The 21604-nt window shown below is 69.9% G+C and carries 18 protein-coding genes; 5 read left to right on the top strand and 13 right to left on the bottom strand.

The window, feature by feature from the left end:
• Window positions 1-123: 123 nt before the first annotated feature.
• The 9 genes from ABQJ56_RS09715 to ABQJ56_RS09675 all read right to left on the bottom strand — a co-directional run bounded on the left by ABQJ56_RS09715 (window position 124) and on the right by ABQJ56_RS09675 (window position 9568).
• Window positions 124-576, bottom strand: a complete 453-nt coding sequence (locus ABQJ56_RS09715) for a TRADD-N-associated membrane domain-containing protein (protein WP_367844809.1) — start codon at window positions 574-576, stop codon at window positions 124-126.
• Between the two features lie 1061 nt (window positions 577-1637).
• Window positions 1638-2945 (bottom strand): DUF58 domain-containing protein, encoded by a 1308-nt coding sequence (locus ABQJ56_RS09710; RefSeq protein WP_367844808.1) that lies wholly within the window; start codon window positions 2943-2945, stop codon window positions 1638-1640.
• 208 nt (window positions 2946-3153) lie between these two features.
• Window positions 3154-4113 (bottom strand): AAA family ATPase, encoded by a 960-nt coding sequence (locus tag ABQJ56_RS09705; protein WP_437343414.1) that lies wholly within the window; start codon window positions 4111-4113, stop codon window positions 3154-3156.
• A 50-nt stretch (window positions 4114-4163) separates the two neighbouring features.
• Entirely contained in the window at window positions 4164-5261 is a 1098-nt protein-coding gene (locus ABQJ56_RS09700) for a DUF4350 domain-containing protein (RefSeq protein ID WP_367844806.1), read from the bottom strand.
• On the bottom strand, window positions 5258-6772 hold the full coding sequence (locus ABQJ56_RS09695) for a DUF4129 domain-containing protein (protein ID WP_367844805.1): 1515 nt from the start codon (window positions 6770-6772) through the stop codon (window positions 5258-5260). The genes ABQJ56_RS09700 and ABQJ56_RS09695 overlap by 4 nt, the downstream gene beginning before the upstream one ends.
• A complete protein-coding gene (locus ABQJ56_RS09690) occupies window positions 6762-7739 on the bottom strand; it encodes a stage II sporulation protein M (RefSeq protein ID WP_367844804.1) in 978 nt (325 codons plus the stop codon). The genes ABQJ56_RS09695 and ABQJ56_RS09690 overlap by 11 nt, the downstream gene beginning before the upstream one ends.
• Complete coding sequence (locus ABQJ56_RS09685) at window positions 7736-8416, bottom strand: RDD family protein (RefSeq protein WP_367844803.1); 681 nt, start codon at window positions 8414-8416, stop codon at window positions 7736-7738. The genes ABQJ56_RS09690 and ABQJ56_RS09685 overlap by 4 nt, the downstream gene beginning before the upstream one ends.
• Entirely contained in the window at window positions 8416-8937 is a 522-nt protein-coding gene (locus ABQJ56_RS09680; protein ID WP_367844801.1) for an RDD family protein, read from the bottom strand. Before ABQJ56_RS09680 ends, ABQJ56_RS09685 begins: the two co-directional genes overlap by 1 nt.
• Before the next feature lie 163 nt (window positions 8938-9100).
• Window positions 9101-9568 carry an SET domain-containing protein gene (locus ABQJ56_RS09675; RefSeq protein ID WP_367844800.1) on the bottom strand — a complete coding sequence of 156 codons (468 nt, stop codon included), beginning with the start codon at window positions 9566-9568 and terminating at the stop codon, window positions 9101-9103.
• 160 nt (window positions 9569-9728) lie between these two features.
• On the opposite strand from ABQJ56_RS09675, the gene ABQJ56_RS09670 reads away from it, so the two are divergent.
• From ABQJ56_RS09670 to ABQJ56_RS09660, 3 genes are all read left to right on the top strand, one after another.
• On the top strand, window positions 9729-10223 hold the full coding sequence (locus tag ABQJ56_RS09670) for a hypothetical protein (RefSeq protein WP_367844799.1): 495 nt from the start codon (window positions 9729-9731) through the stop codon (window positions 10221-10223).
• A 24-nt stretch (window positions 10224-10247) separates the two neighbouring features.
• Window positions 10248-12023 carry an acyl-CoA dehydrogenase C-terminal domain-containing protein gene (locus ABQJ56_RS09665; protein WP_367844798.1) on the top strand — a complete coding sequence of 592 codons (1776 nt, stop codon included), beginning with the start codon at window positions 10248-10250 and terminating at the stop codon, window positions 12021-12023.
• Between the two features lie 264 nt (window positions 12024-12287).
• Window positions 12288-12887 carry an OmpA family protein gene (locus tag ABQJ56_RS09660; RefSeq protein ID WP_367844797.1) on the top strand — a complete coding sequence of 200 codons (600 nt, stop codon included), beginning with the start codon at window positions 12288-12290 and terminating at the stop codon, window positions 12885-12887.
• A 60-nt stretch (window positions 12888-12947) separates the two neighbouring features.
• Here ABQJ56_RS09660 and ABQJ56_RS09655 read toward each other — a convergent pair whose 3' ends face one another.
• Window positions 12948-14840 (bottom strand): esterase/lipase family protein, encoded by a 1893-nt coding sequence (locus ABQJ56_RS09655; protein ID WP_367844796.1) that lies wholly within the window; start codon window positions 14838-14840, stop codon window positions 12948-12950.
• A 107-nt stretch (window positions 14841-14947) separates the two neighbouring features.
• Here ABQJ56_RS09655 and ABQJ56_RS09650 point away from each other — a divergent pair, with 107 nt between their 5' ends.
• Entirely contained in the window at window positions 14948-15955 is a 1008-nt protein-coding gene (locus ABQJ56_RS09650) for an Lnb N-terminal periplasmic domain-containing protein (RefSeq protein ID WP_437343413.1), read from the top strand.
• Between the two features lie 6 nt (window positions 15956-15961).
• On the opposite strand, the gene ABQJ56_RS09645 is transcribed toward ABQJ56_RS09650, so the two are convergent.
• Entirely contained in the window at window positions 15962-17434 is a 1473-nt protein-coding gene (locus tag ABQJ56_RS09645; RefSeq protein WP_367844794.1) for an RNB domain-containing ribonuclease, read from the bottom strand.
• 112 nt (window positions 17435-17546) lie between these two features.
• On the opposite strand from ABQJ56_RS09645, the gene ABQJ56_RS09640 reads away from it, so the two are divergent.
• The gene (locus ABQJ56_RS09640) at window positions 17547-18020 is read left to right on the top strand and encodes a GNAT family N-acetyltransferase (protein WP_367844793.1); all 474 of its coding nucleotides are present in this window, start codon (window positions 17547-17549) and stop codon (window positions 18018-18020) included.
• Window positions 18021-18033: 13 nt separating this feature from the next.
• Here the strand turns inward: ABQJ56_RS09640 and ABQJ56_RS09635 are convergent, their stop codons facing one another.
• Together ABQJ56_RS09635 and ABQJ56_RS09630 are read right to left on the bottom strand one after the other, a co-directional pair.
• Window positions 18034-18381 (bottom strand): GFA family protein, encoded by a 348-nt coding sequence (locus ABQJ56_RS09635; protein WP_367844792.1) that lies wholly within the window; start codon window positions 18379-18381, stop codon window positions 18034-18036.
• 153 nt (window positions 18382-18534) lie between these two features.
• Entirely contained in the window at window positions 18535-21600 is a 3066-nt protein-coding gene (locus tag ABQJ56_RS09630; protein ID WP_367844822.1) for an efflux RND transporter permease subunit, read from the bottom strand.
• Between the last annotated feature and the right edge of the window lie 4 nt (window positions 21601-21604).

Here is a 21604-nt window from a genome sequence, read left to right as displayed (position 1 = left end):
CGGCGGGTAGGCTTCTTCTTGGCGTCGAAACTCAACGAGGCGAACGAACGTTGTTTCATCGGGAATGGGCTTCCTGGGGCTCGCCGCTATGATGCCTCGGATGGGGAATAGATCAGAGCATCCTTAGGTTGCATTGCGACTCTTCATGGCGTCCGAGTAGGCCTTGACCAGCTCTGGCGACATTTGAGTTTTTGGCTCATTGCGAGTGATGAGTGTAGCGATGATTGTCTCGAACGTCGGAGCGCGTCGCGGCTCTGGCAAATGAGCCACGAGCCCAATTGCGTAGAGGGTATCTTGAAGTTTGACGATTTGCTGAGAGAAGACATTGAGCTGCTTTAGATTCTTGCTGTAAAGGTAGAAGAAACCTGCACCAATGAACTGGGTAAGTACACCACTCACAGTCGCAATCTGAGCAGCAACAGAATTGCTCCCACGAAATATTGCGATGACACCAATAACTAGCACGGCAAGGCCGATGGCCAGAGCCCCCAAGCTCGACCAAAACGACCATTGCAAGTGGCTTCGGTTGACGTGGTAATAGTCTTCGAGAGCTTTTTGGTGCGGATTTTCATCCATTTACCTAACCTCTGGGTGCGTCCGCTGGATTGAGTTGTTAGCCGGCTTAGTGGCATACCTCGACCACCAGATTCGCGGTGTCGCGCGGCCGAAAAGAAGCTTCGTATGATCTGAGATCGGCGTGCGGTGAACTACCCATAGTCGGTCCGCAGTTGGATACGTAAACCCTAAACGCGGCTGTTTGGTCTAGGTCTCTAAGCAGCCGGCCGACGGTGGCCCCATCCAGAATTACCGGGTGCTCACGTGCGAGGCGCGCGGAAACGACGTGCTGCAGCTCGGCTATGCGGTACTTAAAGCCCTGCCCGGGCTCAAGGAATAGGTCTGTTTCGATTAACGTAACGTTGAAGTACCAAGCCAAGTACCTACCGAGCGTGGTTTTGCCGGAACCCGGCGCGCCATCAATTGCCACGACCACGGGCGGGAGATCGGTGAGGATGGGCGTGAGCGCGGCAATTGCCGCGTTATACGAATACGAAGAAATTGGCATTTCTAGTGCAGTGGCACGAGTATGAGTACGTTACTGTTCGGATTCTCTTGTCTGATTTTGCCAGGACCATACGAAACGACCTTGCCATCCTGCAAAATGACATAATAATCTGCACGGTCCCACGACCAGCCACTAATGAGTCTATTGGCATATTCTAGTGCCTGGTAGTCCCCACTCTGGCGAAAGCCATCAGGTTGCCCCAATGCCGCAATGACTTGTTGCTTGCTCATCCCGGCGTGAACATCACTTTTCACAATCTGCCCTGTTGCACATGCCGCTAGCAGCGCTGCAAGTAGCAAGATTGACAGTACTCTGCACATCGCGTGGCTCCCCTTTTGACGGCTAACTTAAATTCGGTTGTTGAATGAAGCCTAATCCGGCAGCCTAACCAGGCAAATCAGGCAGCCACCGTCGAAAGCTTCCTTCACAAATCAATGAGTTCCCCTGATCGCGCCGCCTAATCCTGCCGCCTAATTCCGCAACCTTTCCCGACGCGCGGGTCAAGTGACGATACTCCCATCCGAAGTCGGCAGCGGCAAGCGTGGCCCGCCCCCTCGCGCGGACCCTTGTGCCTTCATAGCCGATTCCCCCGCTTGATCGCCAGATACCTCTCGATCAACGCCCCCGACAATTCCGCACACCGCACATCCAGCACATTCACCCCCTCCCGCCGCAACGTCTCATGCACCCGCTCGCGCTCGGCGAGGTAGTGCATCGCCGAAGCACTGCGGATCGCCGTTTCCAGCTCCACGCCGGGTTCGTGGGCGGCATCGTCCAGCGCCTGCTCGCGCAGGCTGGCCAGCACCACCAGGTGCTGGCGGGAAAGCAGGCTCAGGGCCATGCGCAGCTCCTTGTCGTCCTCGTCGCGCACGTTGGTGACCACGATGACCAGTGCGCGCCGGCGCTGCTGCACCTGCAGGGCGTTCGCGGCGGCGAGGTAGTCGGTGGCCAGCGGCTGCGCATGCAGGTCGTAGCCCGCGCCGAGCAGCAGGTCCATGCCGCCGGCGCCCTGCTGTGGCGGCAGCCAGCGCTGCTGCTGGCCGAGGCAGGCCAGCAGGCCCACCGCATCGCCTTCGCGCAGCGCGATGCTGGCCAGCGCCAGCGAGGCGTTGAGCACGTGGTCGAAGTGGGCCAGCGGGCCGTCCTGCGCCAGCATGCGGCGGCCGCAGTCCAGCATCAGGATCACCTGCTGGCTGCGCTCCTCGCGGTACTCGCGCGAGATCAGCCGGTGGCTGCGCGCGGTGGCCTTCCAGTCGATCTTGCGCAGGCTGTCGCCGACGCGGTAGTCGCGCAGTTCCTGGAATTCGGTGCCTTCGCCGCGCCGCCGCTGCAGGCGCGCGCCCACGCTGCGCGAGGCCAGCTCCACGCTGAGCCCGGCCAGTTCGGCCAGCACGGCGAAGTTCGGGTACACGCGGGTGGAGGACGGCTCGCCCAGCACGCGCCGCCCGCGCCACAGCCGCCACGGCGACGGCAGCAGCGCGTGGCAGCCGCCGAAGTGGAACTGGCCGCGCGCGTCGGGCGTGGTGGCGTAGTCCAGCCGCAGCGCGCCGCCGGGCGGCAGGGTCACGCGGCGCGGCATGCCGCGCACCGCCCAGCCGCCGGGATGCAGGTCGTGCAGGCGCAGCGGCTGGCGATGCTTCGTGGGATTGCGCAGGTGCAGCGCCACCGTCGCCTCCGGCCCCAGCGGCAGCACCGGCGCGAGTTCGCGCTGCAGTTCGGGCGAGGCGGTGCGGCGCAGGCGCCAGGCATCGAGCACAGCCAGCACGGCGAGCGCGGCACCGGCGTCCAGCCACGCCGACAGCGGCAGTTGGCCCAGGCTGGCCGCGACGCCGAGCAGCGTCCAGGCCAGCAGCAGCCACAACATGAGCGGAGCGGGCCTCAATCGGCGTGCTCCAGTAAGTGGACTGCGCCACGGCTTTGCTCCTCCCCCTGCATGCAGGGGGAGGTCGGGAGGGGGTGTTTCCGGGGGCACCGGGCAGGCAAGAGCACCCCACCCCAACCCTCCCCTGCAGGCAGGGGAGGGAGCATCGAGGCTCGGCGCCGATCGGACACAGGAATGACGGGCAAAGGGGCGGTAGCTCGGAAGTTCTTCATTGCCGTGGCGCGACCACCTTGTGCAGCAGCGCCGTGAGCACGTCGTCCGCACGCTGGCGCTCCAGCAGCGCCTCCGGCGCCAGCAGCAGGCGATGGCGCAAGGCGGGCGGCACCACCGAGCGCACGTCGTCGGGCGTCACGAAGTCGCGGCCGTCGAGCGCGGCGCGCGCCCGCGCCAGCCGTGCCAGCGCCAGGCCGCCGCGCGGGCCGGCGCCGCCGATCACGCCCGGCCATTCGCGCGTGGCGCGCACGATGCGCACGGCGTAGTCGGTCACCGCGGCGTCCATGCGGATCGCGGCCACGCCGCGCTGCATGGCCAGCAGGCCGGCCTGGTCGACCACCTGTTCCACGCACGACACGTCGAGGTCGGCGGCCAGCTTGCCGCCGACCACTTCCGCCACCATGCGGCGCTCGTCCTCCAGCCCCGGATAGCCGATCAGCAGCTTGACCAGGAAGCGGTCGAGCTGGGCCTCGGGCAGCGCGTAGGTGCCTTCCTGCTCGATCGGGTTCTGCGTGGCGACCACCATGAACGGCGCGGGCAACGACATGCGGCGCCCTTCGATGGTGACCTGCCCTTCCTGCATCGCCTCCAGCAGCGCGGCCTGGGTCTTGGCCGGCGCGCGGTTGATCTCGTCGGCCAGCAGCAGGTTGGCGAACACCGGGCCGCGGCGCAGGCGGAAGCTTTCGGCCTTGGGGTCGTACACCGCGTGGCCGGTGACGTCGGCCGGCATCAGGTCGGGCGTGAACTGGATGCGCCCGAAGCTGCCGCCCACCGCGGCGGCCAGCGCGCGCACCAGCAGGGTCTTGCCCAGCCCGGGCACGCCCTCGACCAGCACGTGGCCGGCGGCGAGCAGGGCCAGCAGCGCCTGCTCGAACACCTCGGGCTGGCCGATGAAGGCCCGCCCCACCTGCTCGCGCAGCGCGCGGGCGCGCTCGCCCAGTTCGGCCATCGGCATCGGCTTCGCGGCATCCGGAGAGGCCGCCGCAGCGACAAGGGTTTCGGTGGTCATGGGCGGCTCCTGAGTCGCGCCAGGGTGATGAGGGATGCGCGGAACGCCTGCGCGTTCGCGGGTGACTGGAAGGCCTGCGCGACCTGCGCGGCGTCCAGCCCGCCGCGTTCGGCGAGGCGCGCGTACAAGGCTTCGCCGTTCAAGCGCGCGCTGGCGGGATCGCGCCGGCGCAACCGCGCCAGCACGGCCTGGCAGGCCAACTGGTGCAGGCTGCGGCCGCCGTCGCGGCGGTAGAGGAATTCGCCCGCGGCCTGCACGTGTTCGAGCAGTGCGCGGCGATGCGGCGCGGGCGCGGGCAGCAGCGGACCGAAGCGCGCACTGCGCATCGCCATCCACGCCGCCAGCAGCAGGGCCAGCGCCAGCAGGGCGGGCCAGCCCCGCGTCGCCAGCAGTTGCAGGAACGGCTGGCCGTCCAGCGCGTAGACCAGGTAGATCTGGCCGCGGCCGCGGTTCGGCGCCAGCAGGCGCCAGGCGAAGCGCTGCGCCTCGACCTGCTTCAGCCGCAGCCGTTCGAGCGGCGCGAAGCTGGCCAGCAGGCTGACGTGGCCACGGCCGAGCGCGGTGCGCGCGAACAGGTAGCCGCCGCCGGCGTCGCCGATCGCCGCGTCCACCGCCTTCGCGGCCGCGGGTTGCAGCCGGAAGCGCGGGCCGCACAGGCTGGTGGCCTTTTGCCCGTCGCCGAGGCGGCTGCAGGCGAAGGTGGCCGGCCTTGGATCGAGCAGGTCCAGCGCGGCGAACACCGGCGCGCGCGCGCCCGCATCGGGCATCAGCAGCAGATGGCCGCCCTGGCGCACCCAGGCGAGCAGCCGCGCGGCGGTTTCCGTATCGATGCGTCCCGCGTCGGCGTCCACCAGCACGGTGTCGCCCGGCCGCAGCGGCATCTGGCGCGGATCGAGCGTGGCGAGCGACGCCGCCGGTTCGCCCACGTCGCGCAGCGCCTGTTCGAGCGCGAACAGCGGGTTGGTCTGCGCCGCGCCGCTGGGCGGGGTCGGTTCCACCACGTCGCGCCGCTGGAAGCTGGCGAAAAACAGGCTGACCAGCAGCGCCGCGCCCAGCAGCACCAACCCGCCGACGAGCAGGCCGCGATGCTTCATGCCATGCCTCCCGCCTGCATCGGCCAGCCGTCCAGCAGTTGCTCGAACGCGGCCTGGTCGGGATAGCGGCCGGCGTAGGCGGCGTACTGCCAGGTGCGCACGATCGCGGCGGCGCGCCGCGTGCGCGCCGGGTCATCCAGCGCGGCGGCGTGGCGCAGCCAGTCCGCCTCGGTGGCATCGGCCGCGACGGGCAGTTGCAGCTGCAGCGCGATGCGCTCCGCGCAGCCGCGATAGAGCAGCGCCAGCGCCTCGCGCCGGCGCTGCGCCTGCCACAGCGCGCGGGCGGCGCCGGCCACGTCCGGCGGCAGGGTTTCGGGTGTCTCGTCCACCGTCGCCGCCAGGTTCGCCGCGGACGGCGGCGACGGCGCCTCGCCGCGCAGCCCGCTGCTCCAGCGCCACGCGAACCAGGCCAGCGCCACCACGACCGCGCCCAGCGCCAGCCACAGCAAGGCATTGAGCAGGCCCGAGAGCATGCCGAGCGGCGCGAAGTCCGCGCTCACTTTCTCCTGCGCTGGCGGGCGGCTGTACTTCAGCTCCCAGCGCCGCACGTGATGCTCGCCGCCGAATCGCGGATCGCGGTACACCTGCGCCGCGGCCGCCGCGAAACGCCGGTCGCCCTCGTCCAGCGGCTGGCGGAAGACCTCCTGCGGCGTGCTCACCACAGGCGCCGATGACGCGGCCGCCGCCGGCGTCGCGGCATGGCCGGCCAGCGGCAAGCCCAGGCACAGCAGCAGGCCGAGCAGCTTGCCCGCGCCCAGCAGGCGCGCGCGCAGGCGGCGGAACGCGAGGTCGATGTCCCAGCCTTCCAGCTGGGTGCGCCGGTTGAGGTACAGCGCGAAACCGCAGGCCACGTACAGCGGTTCGATCACGCTCATCGCGAGATAGGCCACGGCGGCTGCCGCGAACGTCCACGCGGTGCCCGCAGCGTGCACGTCGTGGCGCAGGAAATCGGCTAACGAGGCCGGCCGCCATTCGTTCGGCAGCAGCCACAGCGCCAGCATCCAGGCGCTGAGGAACAGCACCAGCTCGAACTGCAGGCAGCCCCAGGTGAGCAGGCTCGCTTCGCCCACCAGCTTGCGGCGCAACACCTTCCAGCGCGCGGCGCGCTGCTTGCGCGGCGCGCCTTCCAGCAATTCCAGCGGCAGGCGCAGCGCGCGATGGCTGTCCAGGCGCAGCCAGCCCAAGCTGGCGAGGGTCGGCCGCCACGGCAGGCCGCGCTGGCCACGCAGGGTCTCACGCCAGCGCGGCGCATGATCGAACACTGCGCGCGAGAGCACGTACAGCGGCACGCGGTCGAACAGCGGCTTCAGCCACCACGTCAGCAGCAGGCCCAGCCACGGCAGCCGCAGCAGCAGGCCCAGCGCATTGCACAGCAGGAACGCCGGCGCGGTGAAGGCGAACCATGCCGGCCACACGGCGCCGGCGTTCGCGCGCAGCAGCGCGGCGCCCAGGTCGAGCGCTTCGCGCGATTCGCGCGGGCGCAGGGCCACGCTGATCCGCTCAAGCTCCATGCCGCGCCGCCCTGCCGCCGAAACCCAGCCAGCCCAGCACCAGCAGCCACGCCAGCGCGGCCACGCCGAAGCGCAGCGGATCGGGCAGCGAAGCCCCCGACGACCAGTACGCCTCGATGCACGCCGCCGCCACCAGCATCGCGAACGCGCCCAGCGCCAGCTTCGCGCCGATCCAGCCGGCCTCGACCAGCGCCGGCCCGCGCCGCCGCCGGCCGGGCGCGAGCAGGGTCAATCCCAGCTGCAGGCCGGCGCCGCCGGCGATCACCAGCGCGCTCAGCTCGAACGCCGAATGCGTCACCACGAAGCGCCAGAACGGGCCGCCGTAGCCGATCGCGGTGAGGTGGCCGGCCACGCCGCCGACGATGATGCCGTTCGCGCCCAGCACGTAGATCGCGCCCACGCCGAACAGCAGGCCCGAGGCGAAGGTGCGGAAGGCGATGCCGACGTTGTTGAACACGTAGAAGCCGAACATCTGCAGGTTGGTGCCGCTGCTGCGGCCCAGGTGCGGATTGGCGGGGTCGTACATGCGCTCGAACCGGGCCAGTTGCGCGCTGCTGAACAGGGTGTGCGCCAGTTCGGGATGCACCTGCAGCCAGGCCAGCAGCACCAGCGCCGGCACATAGAACAGCGCCGCCGCCAGCGCCATGCAGCGCCACTGCGAGCGCACCAGGCGCGGAAAATCCGCGACCAGGAAGGCCGCCGCGCGATGCCAGCGCGGCGGCGGCGGGCGGTACAGCACGCGATGCCCGTGCTGCACCAGCTGCTGCAGCCGCTCGGTGACCTCGCGGCTGTAGCCGCGCCCGCGTGCCAGCGCGAGGTGGTGGCAGACGCGCCGGTACGCGGCCGGGAATTCCAGCGCCTGCTCGCGGCGCATGCCGCGCTTCGGCTCGCGGCCGAGTTCGCCCAGCCAGGCCTGCAGGCCGTCCCACTCCTTCGCATGCAGGGCCACGAAGCGTTGCTGTTTCATGGACGCCCCAGCAGGCCGTTCGCGTAGCCGAGCAGGCGCGCCACCGCGACGGTGTCGCGGCAGCCGGTCAGCGGCTCCAGCAGGTTCGCCAGTTCCTCCTGGCGCTGCACGGTGAGCTGGTCCGCGCGCTCGGCGAAGTCCACCAGCGCCGCCTGTTCCTCGGGCGCCAGCGGCACCGGCAGCGGCCGTGCCGGCGCCGACGGCACCTGGTGGCCGATCGACAGCTCCTTCGCGTGCACCACCAAGGTGCCGGCCACGATGTCGCCGAGCCGGCGCGCGCAGGGATCGACCAGGGTGCTGGCCAGGCCCACGCCGTACACGCCCGGCAACGCATCCACCACGCGCAGCAGGTTGCGCGTCACCGACGGCAGCCAGGTCACCGGCGTGCCGTCCATGTTCACCACGCGCAAGCCCAGCGCCCGCTTGCCCAGGCTCTGCCCGTCCAGCCACAGCTCGCAGGCCACCCAGTACGCCCACAGCAGCAGGAACATCGCCAGCATGACCAGGCCGCGGCCGCCGGTGCCGAGCAGCGACAGCGGAATCATCGCGAGCATGAGCAGCACGAGGCGGATGACCGTGTCGATCATCCACGCCTGCGCGCGCGGCAGCGGGCCGGCCGCGCGCAGGCGCAGCGAGATGCCTTCGGGCGTCTCGATCTCGCGGACCGAGTCCAGCATCAAGCGTCGACGACGATGGTGTCGGCGATCAGGTCATGCAGGCAGCGCCGCTCCTTGCCGAAGATCAGCAGCGGATCGACCAGGCCGATGAAACGCCCCACCAGCGGAATCATGCCGAGCAGCCACATCGGCACCACGCGCAGGAAGATGTAGCGGAGCAGCGTGATCGGGCTGCCGTCGCTGCGCACCACGGCGATGTCCAGCGCGCGCTTGCCGATGGTCTGGCCACTGCGATGCAGCATCACGCAGTTGACCACGAGCAGGCCGAGCATCAGCAGGATGCCGAGGAAGATCAGCATGCCGGCGGTCTGCGGCCTCGGCAGCTGTTCCCGGGCCGCACTGGCGTACATCACGTACGCCCCCACGAACAGGCCGACCCAGGGCAGGCTGGTCAGGCCATCGATGAGCGCCGCGCCGAGGCGCTTGCCGCGGCCGGCCTTGCGGCTTTCCAGATCGTCGGCGTAAGGCCCGCCCATGTCTTCCACGACCGCGGCTGGCGCCGCGTACGGATTGCTTTCCATACCTTGTCCCCGGTTGCTGTCCATGGCCGCCCGTCCCCCCGACGCGCGTGTCCGCGGAGTATAGGGGGGCTTTTTGCCGGCTGGCTAGGCACCGGAACGGCGGGAATCTTCGCCGCGGGAAGCGGTGGCGCCGGTGCGGAAACCGGCGCCCGCCGGGGCTGGCTCAGCGCTTGGACTTGAGCAGCGTGCCGGTGCAGTTCGGCGCGCCGCACAGGCACTTCCACAGCTTCTTCAGGCGCGCGGTGTGCGGCACCTCGAGGATGATGCCGTAGTCGTAGGTGAGCTCCTCGCCGGGCTTGATCGCGCGGATCGCCTCGATCAGCACCCTGTCGTGGCGCGGGTTGCCGTCGGCGGCTTCCTCCACCACCGCACGGCAGTTCGGCGCGCAGCTGTGGTTGATCCAGCGCGCGCTGTTGCCCTTGCGGTTGGCGTCGATGATGTAGTCGTCGTTGAGCGTGAACAGGAAGGTGTGGCCGGTCTCGCCGCCGTCGCCGTACATGTCGTCGGCCTCGGCATGGGTCATCAGCGTGCCCTTGTACTCGATGATTTCCTCGCCCTTGCGGATCGGGGCGGCGGCGAACACGCCATTGCCGTGGATGGGGGAGCGGCGGGCGGCGATGCGACGGGTCATGGCACTCGATATTGGCGGGGAACGCACCATGATGCCTGCAGTCCATGTCGGTGGAAACCGTCCGGAAACTCCGGGCGGCGGAAACCATCCAGGCCCCCGGCATTGACGCATGCGTCGGCTCCGGGTCAAGATTCAAACAATCGTTTGAGGAGTGGCCACAATGCGATTGCTCCGCTGTCTCGTGCTGCTTGCCCTCGCCGCCGGACTTGCCGCCTGCGGCCCGCAACGCAAGAGCGTGTTCCCGCCCTCGCTCACCGTGCAGCAGATGCAGGTACTGCCGAACGGCGTGTGGCGGCTCACCGTGCGCATCCAGAACAACAGCTACGGCGGCATGGATTTCAACGCCATCGAGGGCACGCTGCAGGTGGCCAACGGCATGCCGGTGCGCCTGCACACCACGTTCGACCTCGACATCCCCTCCTTCGCCGGCGACGTGACCACGGTGGACGTGCTGCCCACGCCGGCGATGGCCACCGCGCTCGCCGCCGTGGCCGCGAAAGGCAGCGCCGGTTCGCTGGCCTATGCCATCAACGGCACGATCCACGCCCAGCCGGACCTGGCCGACCACCCGGATAACAAGAACGCACAGGACTTCCCGTTCCGGCACGACGATTTCCTGTCGCCGGTGCCGGGCATAACCAACACCTACCGCTGATTCCCACTTCCCGAGAAAACGACCATGACCATCTACCAGGCACCGCTGGCTGACCAACGCTTCGCCCTGTTCGACCTGCTGGGCGCCGAGGCCATCCTCACCAGGCTGCAGGGCGGCGCGGAACACGGCCGCGACCTGCTCGACGCGGTGCTGGAGGAAGCGGGCCGGCTCGCCGAACAGGTGCTGGCGCCCACCAATGCGCCGGGCGACGCGGAGGGCTGCCACTACGACAAGGCCACGCAGACGGTGACCACGCCGAGGGGCTTCAAGGAGGCGTTCAAGGCCTACGCCGACGGCGGCTGGGCCGGACTCACCGCGAAGGAAGCGTTCGGCGGCCAGGCGCTGCCGGGCGTGCTCGGCATCGCCACCACCGAGCTGTTCCAGTCCGGCAACCTGGCGTGGAGCCTGTACCCGCTGCTGTCGGAAGGCGCCTGCCACGCGATGGAGCTGCACGGCACCGAGGCCCAGCAGCACACCTACATGAAGCCCATCGTGGAAGGCCGCTGGACCGGCACGATGTGCCTCACCGAGCCGCAGGCCGGCTCCGACCTCGGCCTGCTGAAGACGCGCGCCGAACCGAACGCCGACGGCAGCTACGCGATCAGCGGCACCAAGATCTTCATCAGCGCGGGCGAGCACGACCTCGCCGAGAACATCGTGCACCTGGTGCTGGCGCGCCTGCCCGACGCGCCGGCCGGCAGCCGCGGCATCTCGATGTTCATCGTGCCGAAGTTCAAGGTGAACGCGGACGGCTCGCCCGGTGCGCGCAATGCCGCCTTCGCCGGCGCCATCGAGCACAAGATGGGCATCAAGGGCTCGGCCACCTGCGTGATGAACTTCGACGGCGCCGAGGGCTATCTGATCGGCCAGCCGCACAAGGGCCTGGCCGCGATGTTCACCATGATGAATGCCGCGCGCCTGTCGGTGGGCGTGCAGGGCCTGGCGCTGGCCGAACGCGCGTGGCAGAACAGCCTGAACTACGCGCGCGAGCGCCTGCAGGGCCGCGCGCTGTCCGGCGCGAAGTTCCCCGACAAGCCGGCCGACAGCCTGCTGGTGCAGCCCGACGTGCGCCGCATGCTGCTCACCCAGCGCGCCTTCGTGGAAGGTTCGCGCGCCCTGCTCTACTACACCGCGCTGCAGACCGACATCGAGTCGCGCGGCGAGAGCGAGGCCGAGCGCAAGCAGGCCGGCGAGTTGGTGGCCTTCCTCATCCCGATCGCCAAGGGCGTGGTCACCGAACTCGCGCAGGAATGCACCAAGGAAGCGCTGCAGGTGTACGGCGGCCACGGCTACATCGGCGAGAACGGCATGGAGCAGTTCGTGCGCGACGCGCGCATCATCACGCTGTACGAAGGCACCACCGGCATCCAGGCCGCCGACCTGCTGGGCCGCAAGATCCTCCAGCTGCAGGGCGCGGGCTTCAGGCACTTCGCCGCCGAGATCGGCGCGTTCTGCAAGGCGCACGCGGGCGACGCGAAGCTCGCGGCCTTCGTGGCGCCGCTGGGCGCCGCGGTGAAGCAGTGGGGCGAGCTCACGCTGCAGCTCGCGCAGCGCGTGCAGGCCAACCCGGAGGAACTGGGCGCCGCCGCCGTGGATTACCTGTGGTACGCGGGCTACGTCACCCTCGCCTACTTCTGGGCGCGCAGCGTGGCCGCCGCCGAGGCCAGCCAGCAGTCCGCTGCGTTCAAGCAGGCCAAGCGCGACACCGCCGCGTTCTATTTCGCGCGCATCCTGCCGCGCACGCTGACGCACAAGGCGGCGATCGAGGCCGGCGTGGCGACGCTGCCCGACATCGCCTGAGCACGCTCCGCAGCGGCGTCGAAGCGAAGCCCGGCACTCGCCGGGCTTCGCGTTTTCGCGTCACGCCTGCATGCGGCGCCCTGCCGCCGTCGCAACGGGAAACTGAAAAAACTGAACGCAACCGTAGCGGTGGATCATCGACATGCGCGCTTTCGCACCGACATGGGTTAGGTTCGAAAAGGCAGCACACAACCGGGGGAATCCATGAACGGCCGGCGCCGTCGCTGTCGCTCGCGATGCCGGCACGCACACCAGGAGACCTCGATGAACATCCGAACCCCGCGAATCGCCGTACTGGCAGCGAGCCTCATGGCCGTCGGCCTGGCGGGCTGCTCGCAGTACGTGAAGAAGGACGAGCTCAATGCCGCCGTCCAGCAGCTCCAGCAGAAGCAGCAGGACCAGCAGCAGCAGATCGACGCCATCAAGCAGCAGATGCAGTCGCAGTTCTCCAAGTACGACTCGCAGATCACCGCGATGCAGGGCCGCGTCAGCGTGGACACCGTGGCGCACTTCGCCTTCAACAGCGCCGAGCTCAGCGACCAGGACAAGCCGGCGCTGCAGAACTTCGCCGAGACCATCAGCAAGTACCACCCGAACGTGCTGATCACCGTGGAAGGCTTCGCCGACCCGGCCGGCTCGCGCGCCTACAACCGCAAGCTAGGCATGAGGCGCGCCAAGGCCGTGCGCGATTTCCTGGTCTCCAGCGGCATCAACGCCGACCAGATCCGCGCAGTGAGCTACGGCAAGGATGCGAACCGCCAGGTGGTGAAGGGCGCCAGCCGCGACCGCGGCGCCGACAACCGCCGCGTCTCGCTGACGGTGGATTCCACCGGCGCCGGTGCGACGGCCTCGGCGGCGTCCTGACGCGGCTCCCGCCGGATACCGTCCCCACGGAAACGCCCGGGCCGCCCCGGGCGTTTCCGTTCATGGCGGCGCGCCGTCGCCCGGTTCCCGCCGCAGGTGCAGCCGCAGGATGCGGCGCAGTTCCAGGATCGCCGCCGGCGTCTCCTGCACGCTGTGCCAGGACGGGATCACCACCTCGGATGCCACGCCGGCCAGGTGCGCGCTGGCGTAGGGCACCACGCCGTCGCTGCTCTGCGCCAGCGGCCCGTGCGGCTTGTACAGGCCGATGATCGAGTGGTAGCGCACCGCGGGCGAGATCGGCAGGTTCCCGGTGGCGACGATGAAGGGGTCGGTGTCGCTGAGGTTGCCCACGCTGTTGGAGACGTGCAGCGGCGCACCCTTGCCGCCCTCGTCGCCGAGCAGGTCGGAGATGCTGGCCACTTCCTTGAGCACGCCTAGCGGCAGGCGGATCAGTTCGGCCACCCAGCGGGCCAGGGTGTGCCGCGCCGTCGGCGTGCCGCGATGCGGCGCGGCGAGGAACACCGCCTCATCCACCTGCGGCATCGGCGAGAACTGCAGGTAGGGCGCCAGCTGCCGACGCAGCCGCGCACGCTTCGCGGCGGACAGATTCCTGCCCTCCGGCACCAGGCTCCACAGCCTGTCGCCGCTGGACGACACCAGCAGGCGCGCGATCACCCCGCCCATGCTGTGTCCCACCAGCATCATGCCGCGCGTGGCCCGCGCGGTGCCGGCGGGGTCGAAGTGGCGGATGGTGGCATCCAGCGCGCGGCGGATCTGCACCAGGTTCACCGCGATCGGCGCGTTGGTGGGGTAGTAGACCTGCCACACCTGGTAGTTGTGGCGCAGCTGCTCGTCGCCCAGCAGCTCGTTCGCCACGTTCACCCAGGCTTCGGGGCTGCTGGCCAGGCCGTGCAGCATCACCACGGTGAGGCGGCCGGGATCGTATGGCTGCATCAGCAGCACGCGCGGCTCCTCGATACCGCCCTCGCGTCCCAGCAGCGAGCGGATCGACTGCATCGCGAAGCCCGAGCGGGCCAGCCACAGGCCGTAGGGTGCGGTGAAGTTCGCCCCCAGCGGCACGCTGCGGCCGGCGATGGTGACGCTTGCATCGCGGTAGGGATCGCGCGCCAGCAGCTGCACCTGCCGCGTGTCCAGCACCTCGTCCAGCGTGTGCCCGCCGAACACCAGCACGCCGGTCATCGCCACGTAGCGCGGCTCGCGCCATGGCACGGCCGGCGCATCCGCCGCGGCCGGCGGCGCCACGGCCACGAAGTCCGAGCCGAAGCCGTCGCGCCGGTAGACGTTGCGCAGGCCCTTGAAGCGCAGCGTCGAGGCGGAAATCAGTTCCGCGGTGGGGGCGCGCGTGCGCAGGTCGGTATCCGGCCGCAGCACGGTCCAGCCCGCCAGCCCGGTTTGCGTCCAGCCGGTGCCGAGCCTGGGCAGTTCCTGGAACCAGCGCCCCACCACGCGTTCCACCGCGTAGTCGTAGAACGCGATCACCTTGGCCTGGCGCTGGTCGAACACGCGCTCGGCCGGCGTGCGCCTCGTGTAGAACAGGTAGGCATAGGCGTAGCGCGCGCACTGCAGGTAGGCGTCCAGCGTGGCGTCGTCCATCGCCGGTCCGCGGTCGCCGCGCAAAGCCCGCTCCAGCCACAGCTCGGACAGCGCGGAGAGCCGCCGCTCCTCGTCGAGCCCGCTGGCGTGCTCGACGATCCCCGCGCAGCTGCCGAAGGACTTCGCGCACTGCTTCGCGCTCAGCGCCAGCACGTTCAGCGTCTGCACCGTGCTGTCGCTGAGCTGCCTGCTTCCGATCACGTCGGCGCGCTGCTCGCTCACCACGTCGCCGGGTTTCAACCGGCTCACGCCCACCATGGCGCAGGCGTTGAGGCACAGCAGCAGTACCGACACGAGAAAGCGCGCCAGCCAGCCGTGCCCGATCGGATCGCCCTGCATGCCCCGGCCGCCTCCGCCATGAGACCAGGCGCGATTGTAGTCACAGCCGCCGGTGCCCCGTTGTCTTCCCGCACGCATCGCGGCAGGCTGTCGGCATGGACCCTGGCATGGCGAACTTCCTGCGCGCGACGGGGCGCGGCCTGGCGTTGCTGCTGGGCGCGCTGGCCGCCTTCGTTTCCGGTGCCTGGGGCGCGCTGGCGCTGTGGTACCAGCTGCCCGGCGGCGGCGCGGTGCGCACGCTGGGCGCCATGCTGTGGGCCGTGCTGGTGCTGGCGCTGTTCGCCATCGCGATCCTGCGCCGCACGTGGTGGCCGCTGGGCGGCTACGCACTGGCCTACGCGCTGCTGCTGGCGTGGTGGTCCACCATCGCGCCGAGCAACGACCGCAGCTGGGCCGACGACGTCGCGCGCCTGCTCACCGGGGAAGTGCACGGCAACGTGGTCACCCTGCACAACGTGCGCGATTTCACCTGGCGCAGCGACGACGACTACGACGCGCGCTGGGAAACGCAGCGCTACGACCTCGGCCACCTGGTCTCCGCCGACGCGGTGCTGTCGCACTGGGGCAGCCGGGCGATCGCCCACGCGATGATCTCGTTCGGCTTCGACGATGGCCGCCACCTGGCGTTCTCGGTGGAGATCCGCAAGCGGCGCGGCCAGCAGTTCTCCTCGATCGGCGGCTTCTTCAAGGACTTCGAGACGACCCTGATCGCCGCGCCGGAGAGCGACCTGATCCGCGTGCGCACCAACGTGCGCGGCGAGGACGATTACCTCTACCCGCTGGCGATCGACCGCGAGGCGATGCGCGCGTTGTTCCTGTCCTACGTGCGCGCCGCCAACCGGCTCGCCGGCGCGCCCGCGTTCTACAACACCTTCACCTCGAACTGCGCCACGGTGGTGTACCGCATGGCGCGCCAGCTCGACCCGGGCCTGCCGCTGGACGCGCGCCTGCTGCTCACCGGCTACCTGCCCGGCTACCTCTACAAGATCGGCGCACTCGACCATCGCCGCACTCTGGACGAGTGGAACGCGCATGCGCGCATCACCGATCAGGCGCGCGCGAGCCGGCCGGGCGAGGACTTCTCGCGGGCGATCCGGGCGCCGCGAGCGGGCTGAGCGCGCTCAGCCCGCCAGCTCGAAGCGCACCATCCGCTTCACCGGGTCCGCCGCGGCCAGCCGCACCGTCACCTCCTGCCCCAGCGGCAACGGCGTCGCGGAAGTGACGCGCGCCTCGATCGCCGGATCGTGCAGCATCACCACGCCGCCGTGCGCGGCAGCGTTGCCGTGGCCATTGCCGCGCCCGCGTTCCGCGCCGTTCGCCTCCACGATCGCGCCCCGGAAGGTCTCGCCCACGCGCGGCGCCAGCAGCACGGCCTCGACCAGGTCGATCACCTGGCGCTCGTAATGCTTGGCGCGGCGGTCCGCTTCGGCCATCAGCTCGGGCAAGGCCGGCAGCGCGGCGCGCGCCCAGTCCGGCACCGGCTGGTTCGCGCACAGCGCCACGCAGACCTCGCCCACGTAGCGATCCACCAGCCGACGCAACGGCGCAGTGGCATGGGCGTATTCCGCCGCCACCGCGGACTGCATGGGCTGCGCCGGCAGCTCGCCGTCGAAGGCCACGTAGGCGGCACCACGCAGCACGGTGGTGCAGGCGGTGAGCATCGCGACATGGGTGTCCTTCGACGGATCGAGCGCGCGGATGAAATCGGGGTAGCTCTGCCCGTCCGGCCAGGCGATCGCCAGTGCCTGCGCCGTGCGCTTGAGCCGCGCGATGTCCTGCGGTTGCGGCGGCGGCAGCGTGCGCAGGATGCCTATCTTGCCTTTCACCATCAGCTGCGCCGCCGCCATGCCGGTGAGCAGCGAGACCTGCGCGTTCCAGTCCTCGTCCGGGTGGTTGGCGCGGTACGCCAGCTGCCACTGGCCGTCCACCACGCTGATCTCCTGCTCGGGCAGCGCGAGGCTGATGCCGCCGCGCGCCCGCTCGCGCTGCTGGCGCAACTCGCCCACTTCGCGCAGCAAGGTCCACAGCGGATCGGCCGTGCCGGCATCGAGCTGTTGCTGCACGCCGGCGTAGTCGAGCCGCGCGCGGCTCTTCACGCGGGCACGGCGCACGTCGACGGCGGCGATCTCGCCGCCGGCATCGAGATCGATCGTCCACAGCAGCGCAGGCCGCAACTGGCCCGGCAGCAGCGAGGCCGCGCCCTCGGACAGCACCGGCGGATGCAGCGGGATGCGCGACTCGGCGCCGTACAGCGTCTCGCCGCGACGATGCGCCTCCGCATCCAGCGCACCGCCCGGCGCCACGAACGCGGCCACGTCGGCGATGGCGTAATGCACGCGGTAGCCGCCGCCGTCGCGCCGCTCGAAGTGCAGCGCCTGGTCCAGGTCCATCGAACCGGGCGGATCGATGGTGACCAGCGGGATGTCGGTGCGGTCCAGCTCCGGCAGGCGCGGCTGCGCGGCCGCCTGGCCCGCCTCGGCCTCGACCGCGGGCGGGAACGCCAGCGGCAGCTTCATTTCGTCCTGGATCGCGGCGATGCCCTGCGCAAGCGTGGTGTCGTCGCCGGTCTGCAGGCGGATGCGGGTGGCGGGCATGGAGCGCTCCTCGGCGAAGACACGAATGCCGCACTATAGCCTTGCCGGGTACACTTTCGCCGCGTGTCGCCCGGGTGTAGAACCGGCGCAGGTTTCCGCATACACGACGACCATGAGCAACCCGTCCCTGCTGATCCGTCTGGCCGAAGACGACGACGACTTCATCCTGGCCCTGGTGCCGCGTTTCGCGGATTTCCCGCTGCCGGCCTGGCGGCGCCGGCACGAATGCATCGAGGGTATCCGCGACGAGCTGCTGCGCCACCTGGAAGACCAGCCGGCGAACAGCCACCTGTTCGTGGCCGAGGACGCCGACGGCACGCGGGTGGGCTTCATCCACCTGCAGCGCACCGAGGACTTCTTCACCGGGCGCAGCAACTGCCACATCTCCGACCTCGCTGTGGCGCCGGCGCACGAGGGCCGCGGCGTGGGCCAGGCGCTGCTGGCGCACGCCGAGCAATGGGCACGCGACCACCAGTGCCAGCTGGTGACGCTGGCGGTGTTCCCCGGCAACGAGCGAGCGCGCAAGGTGTACGAGGCCGCCGGTTTCGGTACGGACCTGCTGCGGCTGGCGAAGCCGCTGCGCTGAACAAGCTCCGGGTTCAGCGACTGCGGCCGTCGAACGGCACGCGCCTGAGTGCGTCCAGCGCCACGTCATCGAGGCAGCGCACGTTGATCGCCGCCATGGCCTTGCCGTCCGGGCCGGTGCCGATGCCGAACGGTGCGCAGCCGCAATGCGGGCAGAAGCGATGGTCGATCGCGTGCTTGTTGAAGCGATAGCTCGCCATGTCCGCTTCCGGCGTGCTCACGCGCAGGTGCTCGCGCGGCACGAACCACAGCAGATAGCCTTTGCGACTGCAGTGCGAGCAGTTGCACTCCATCGCGGCATCGAACTCGCCTTCGACATCGAACCCGATGCGCCCGCAGTGGCAGCTGCCGTGATGGGACATGGCGAAGACCTCGCAGTGACAGTGTCCGGAGTATTTCACGAGGCGGCATGCCTTGCATCGTTGCTTCGGCGGAAGTCGCCAAAGGGCCCCCTCTCTCCCAACCCTCTCCCGCCAGCGGGAGAGGGGGCGAGCGTGCCGGCGGGTTCGCAACCCTCAGCGATCGGCCACGCGCAGCGATCCGGCTTCGTGTGGCGGCGGGTTCTTTGGTGATCTACGCAGGACTGCGTAGATCACGGGCATCACCAGCAGCACCAGCGGCACCTGCACCAGCAGGCCGGCGATGATCGCCACCGCCAGCGGCTGCTGCATCTGCGAACCCCGGCCGAGCGCCAGGGCCAGCGGCAGCAGGGTGAGGATCGCGGCGAGGGTGGACATCAGGATCGGCCGCATGCGGTGGTGGCCGGCATGGAGAAGCGCCTCGCGCAGCGGCATGCGCCGCTCGGCGTCGGCCATCTCGGTGAAGTAGAAGATCGCGATCTCGGTGACGATGCCCACGATCATCGTCATGCCCATCATCGCCGAGATGTTGAGCTCGATGCCGGTGACCCACAGCCCCACGAACACCGCTGCCATCGCCAGCAGCGGCGCCGCCATGATCGCCAGCGCCACGCGGAAACTCTCGTAGAGGAACAGCAGCAGGGTGAACACCAGCGCGATCGCCGCCAGCATCACGACGCTGAGGTCGTGGAACGCGGTCTGCTGCTGCGCGTACAGGCCACCCAGCTCGTGGTACATGCCAGCCGGCAGCAGGCCGGGCGTGGCCAGCACCTGTTTCACGTCGGCCACGGTGGAGCCGAGGTCACGGCCCACGATGCGCGCGGTCACCGCCACCATGCGCTTGAGGTTGTCGCGGTCGATCTCCGGCTGGCCCTGCACCGCGCGGATCGTGGCGAGTGCGGACAGCGGCACCACGTGGCCATCGGCAGCGCGTATCGGCAGCGTGGCGAGTTGCTCCACCTGCGCGCGCGAAGCCGGCGGCAGCCACACGCGCACGGCCATCATCTTCGGCCCCTGCGGCAGCTGCGCGGCCACGTTGCCGGCCACCGCATCGGACACCTGCTGCGCCACCGCCACCGGATCGAGCCCCAGCAGGCCGGCCTTCACCGGGTCGACGCGCACGTCCAGCGCGTCGCCGGCGGGATTGATGCCGTTGCGCACCTCGGCCACGCCGTCGACCTTGGCGATCGCCGCGGCGACCTTCTTCGCGGTGGCGTCGAGTTGCGTCTCGTCGTCGCCGTACAGCTTGATCTCGATCGGTTGCGGCACCTCGGTGAGGTCGCCGATCAGGTCTTCCATCAGCTGCGCCACGTCCACGTCCAGCCCCGGCACCTGGGCCGCGATCTGCTCGCGGATCTGCTCCATCACGTCGGAGGTGGGGGGGCGTGCGCCGTCCTTCAGACGCACGAAGAAGTCGCCGGTGTTGGGCTCGGTGAGGCCGCCACCCAGCTGCAGGCCGGTACGCCGCGAATAGGTGTCCACGTACGGATTGGCGCGGATGATCTTTTCGACCTGCTGCAGCAGGCGATCGGTCTCGTCCAGCGAGGTGCCGGGCGGCGACAGGTAATCCAGCGTGAAGCCGCCCTCGTCCATCTGCGGCATGAAGCCGCTGCCCACCTGCCGGTACGCCAGCACGCCCACCAGCAGCAGCGGAACCACGCCGGCCAGCACCAGCACGGGTCGCTGCAGCAGTCGCCCCAGCGTGCGTTCGTAGCCGGCCAGCAGGCGCTGCGAGAAGCGGCCGGGCGGATGCTCCGCGGCATGGCGCTCGTCGATCAGCCATTCGGCCAGCAGCGGCACCGCCACCCAGGTCAGCAGGTACGAGATCACCAGCGCGCTGGCCATGGTCAGCGACAGCGCCTTGAAGAACGCGCCGGTGACGCCGCTGAGGAAGGCCAGCGGCAGGAAGATCACCACCGTGGCCGCGCTGGAGCCGGTGAGCGGACGGGTGAACTCCCAGGCCGCCCCGGCGATGCGCTCCCGCACCGGCCCGGAGCCGTCGCGCAGCCGGCGCATGATGTGCTCCAGCATCACGATCACGTCGTCTATCAAGAGGCCGACCGCGGCGGCCATGCCGCCCAGCGTCATCATGTTGAAGCTCATGTGCAGCAGGGCCAGCAGCAGCACGGTGATCGCCAGCGTGGCCGGCACCACGATCAGCGCCACCAGGATCACGCGCGCATTGCGCAGGAACACGAACAGCACCAGCCCCGCCAGCACGATGCCGATCAGGATCGCGTCGCGCACGCTGCCGGCCGCGCCCAGCACCAGCTGGGTCTGGTCGTACCAGTTGGCGATGTGCAGGCCCTGCGGCGCCTGCTGCTGGTAGTCGGCGAGGCGTTGCTTGACGTCGCGGGCGATCTGCACGCTGTTGCCGTCGGGTTGCTGGAACACCTGCATCAGCACCGCATCGTGGCCGTCGGCGGTGGTGCGCACCCATTGCGGCTGGTGGCTCATGCCCACGTTCGCCACGTCGCGCAGACGCAGCACGCCGTGCGCGCCGGCGCGCAGCACGATGTCGCCCAGCGCCGCCGCGGTGGCCGGCTGGTTGTCCGCCAGCAGCAGGTAGAGCTTGTAGTGGTCCTGCAGCCGGCCCATGGCCTGGATGGTGGCGGCGCTGGCCACCGCGTGATCGAGGTCGGCGAGCGTCAGGCCCTGCGCGCGCAGCTTCGCCGCGTCCACGTCCACGTGGAACTCCGCCACGTCGCCGCCCTGCACGTCCACCTGGGCCACGCCGGTGACGCCGGACAGCAGCGGGCGCAGCTGGAACTCGGCGATGTCGTGCAGCTGGGTGGGCGTGAGCGTGTCGGAACGCAGGCTGTAGGCGAGTATCGGGAATACCGTGGGGTCGAGCCGGATCGCTTCCACGTTCAGGCCGGGCGGCAGGTTCGGCAGCGCCTCGCCGATCGCGGCATCGACGTCGAGCAGGGCGCGCCCCATGTCCGCGCCCCAGTCGAAGCCGATGTTGATCTCGGCGCTGCCGCGGCTGGTGGTGGAACGCACCTCGCGCACGCCGCGCACGCGGCGGATCGCCTCCTCCACCGGTCGGGTGACGCTCACCACCATCTGGTCGGCGGGCTGGTCGCCGGCGTCCAGCGTCACCCGCACGCGCGGGAACGAGACGTTGGGGAACAGCGAGACCGGCAGGTTGAACGCGCCGGCGATGCCGCCGATGGCGAGGATGAGGGCGAGGAACAGCAGCGAACGCCGGTGCCGGTGCATCCAC

The sequence above is a fragment of the Rhodanobacter geophilus genome, from assembly GCF_040812275.1.
GTDB lineage: Bacteria > Pseudomonadota > Gammaproteobacteria > Xanthomonadales > Rhodanobacteraceae > Rhodanobacter_A > Rhodanobacter_A geophilus.
The sequence above is the reverse complement of the archived record's forward strand: the minus strand, read 5'-3'. Positions and strand labels throughout refer to the sequence as shown.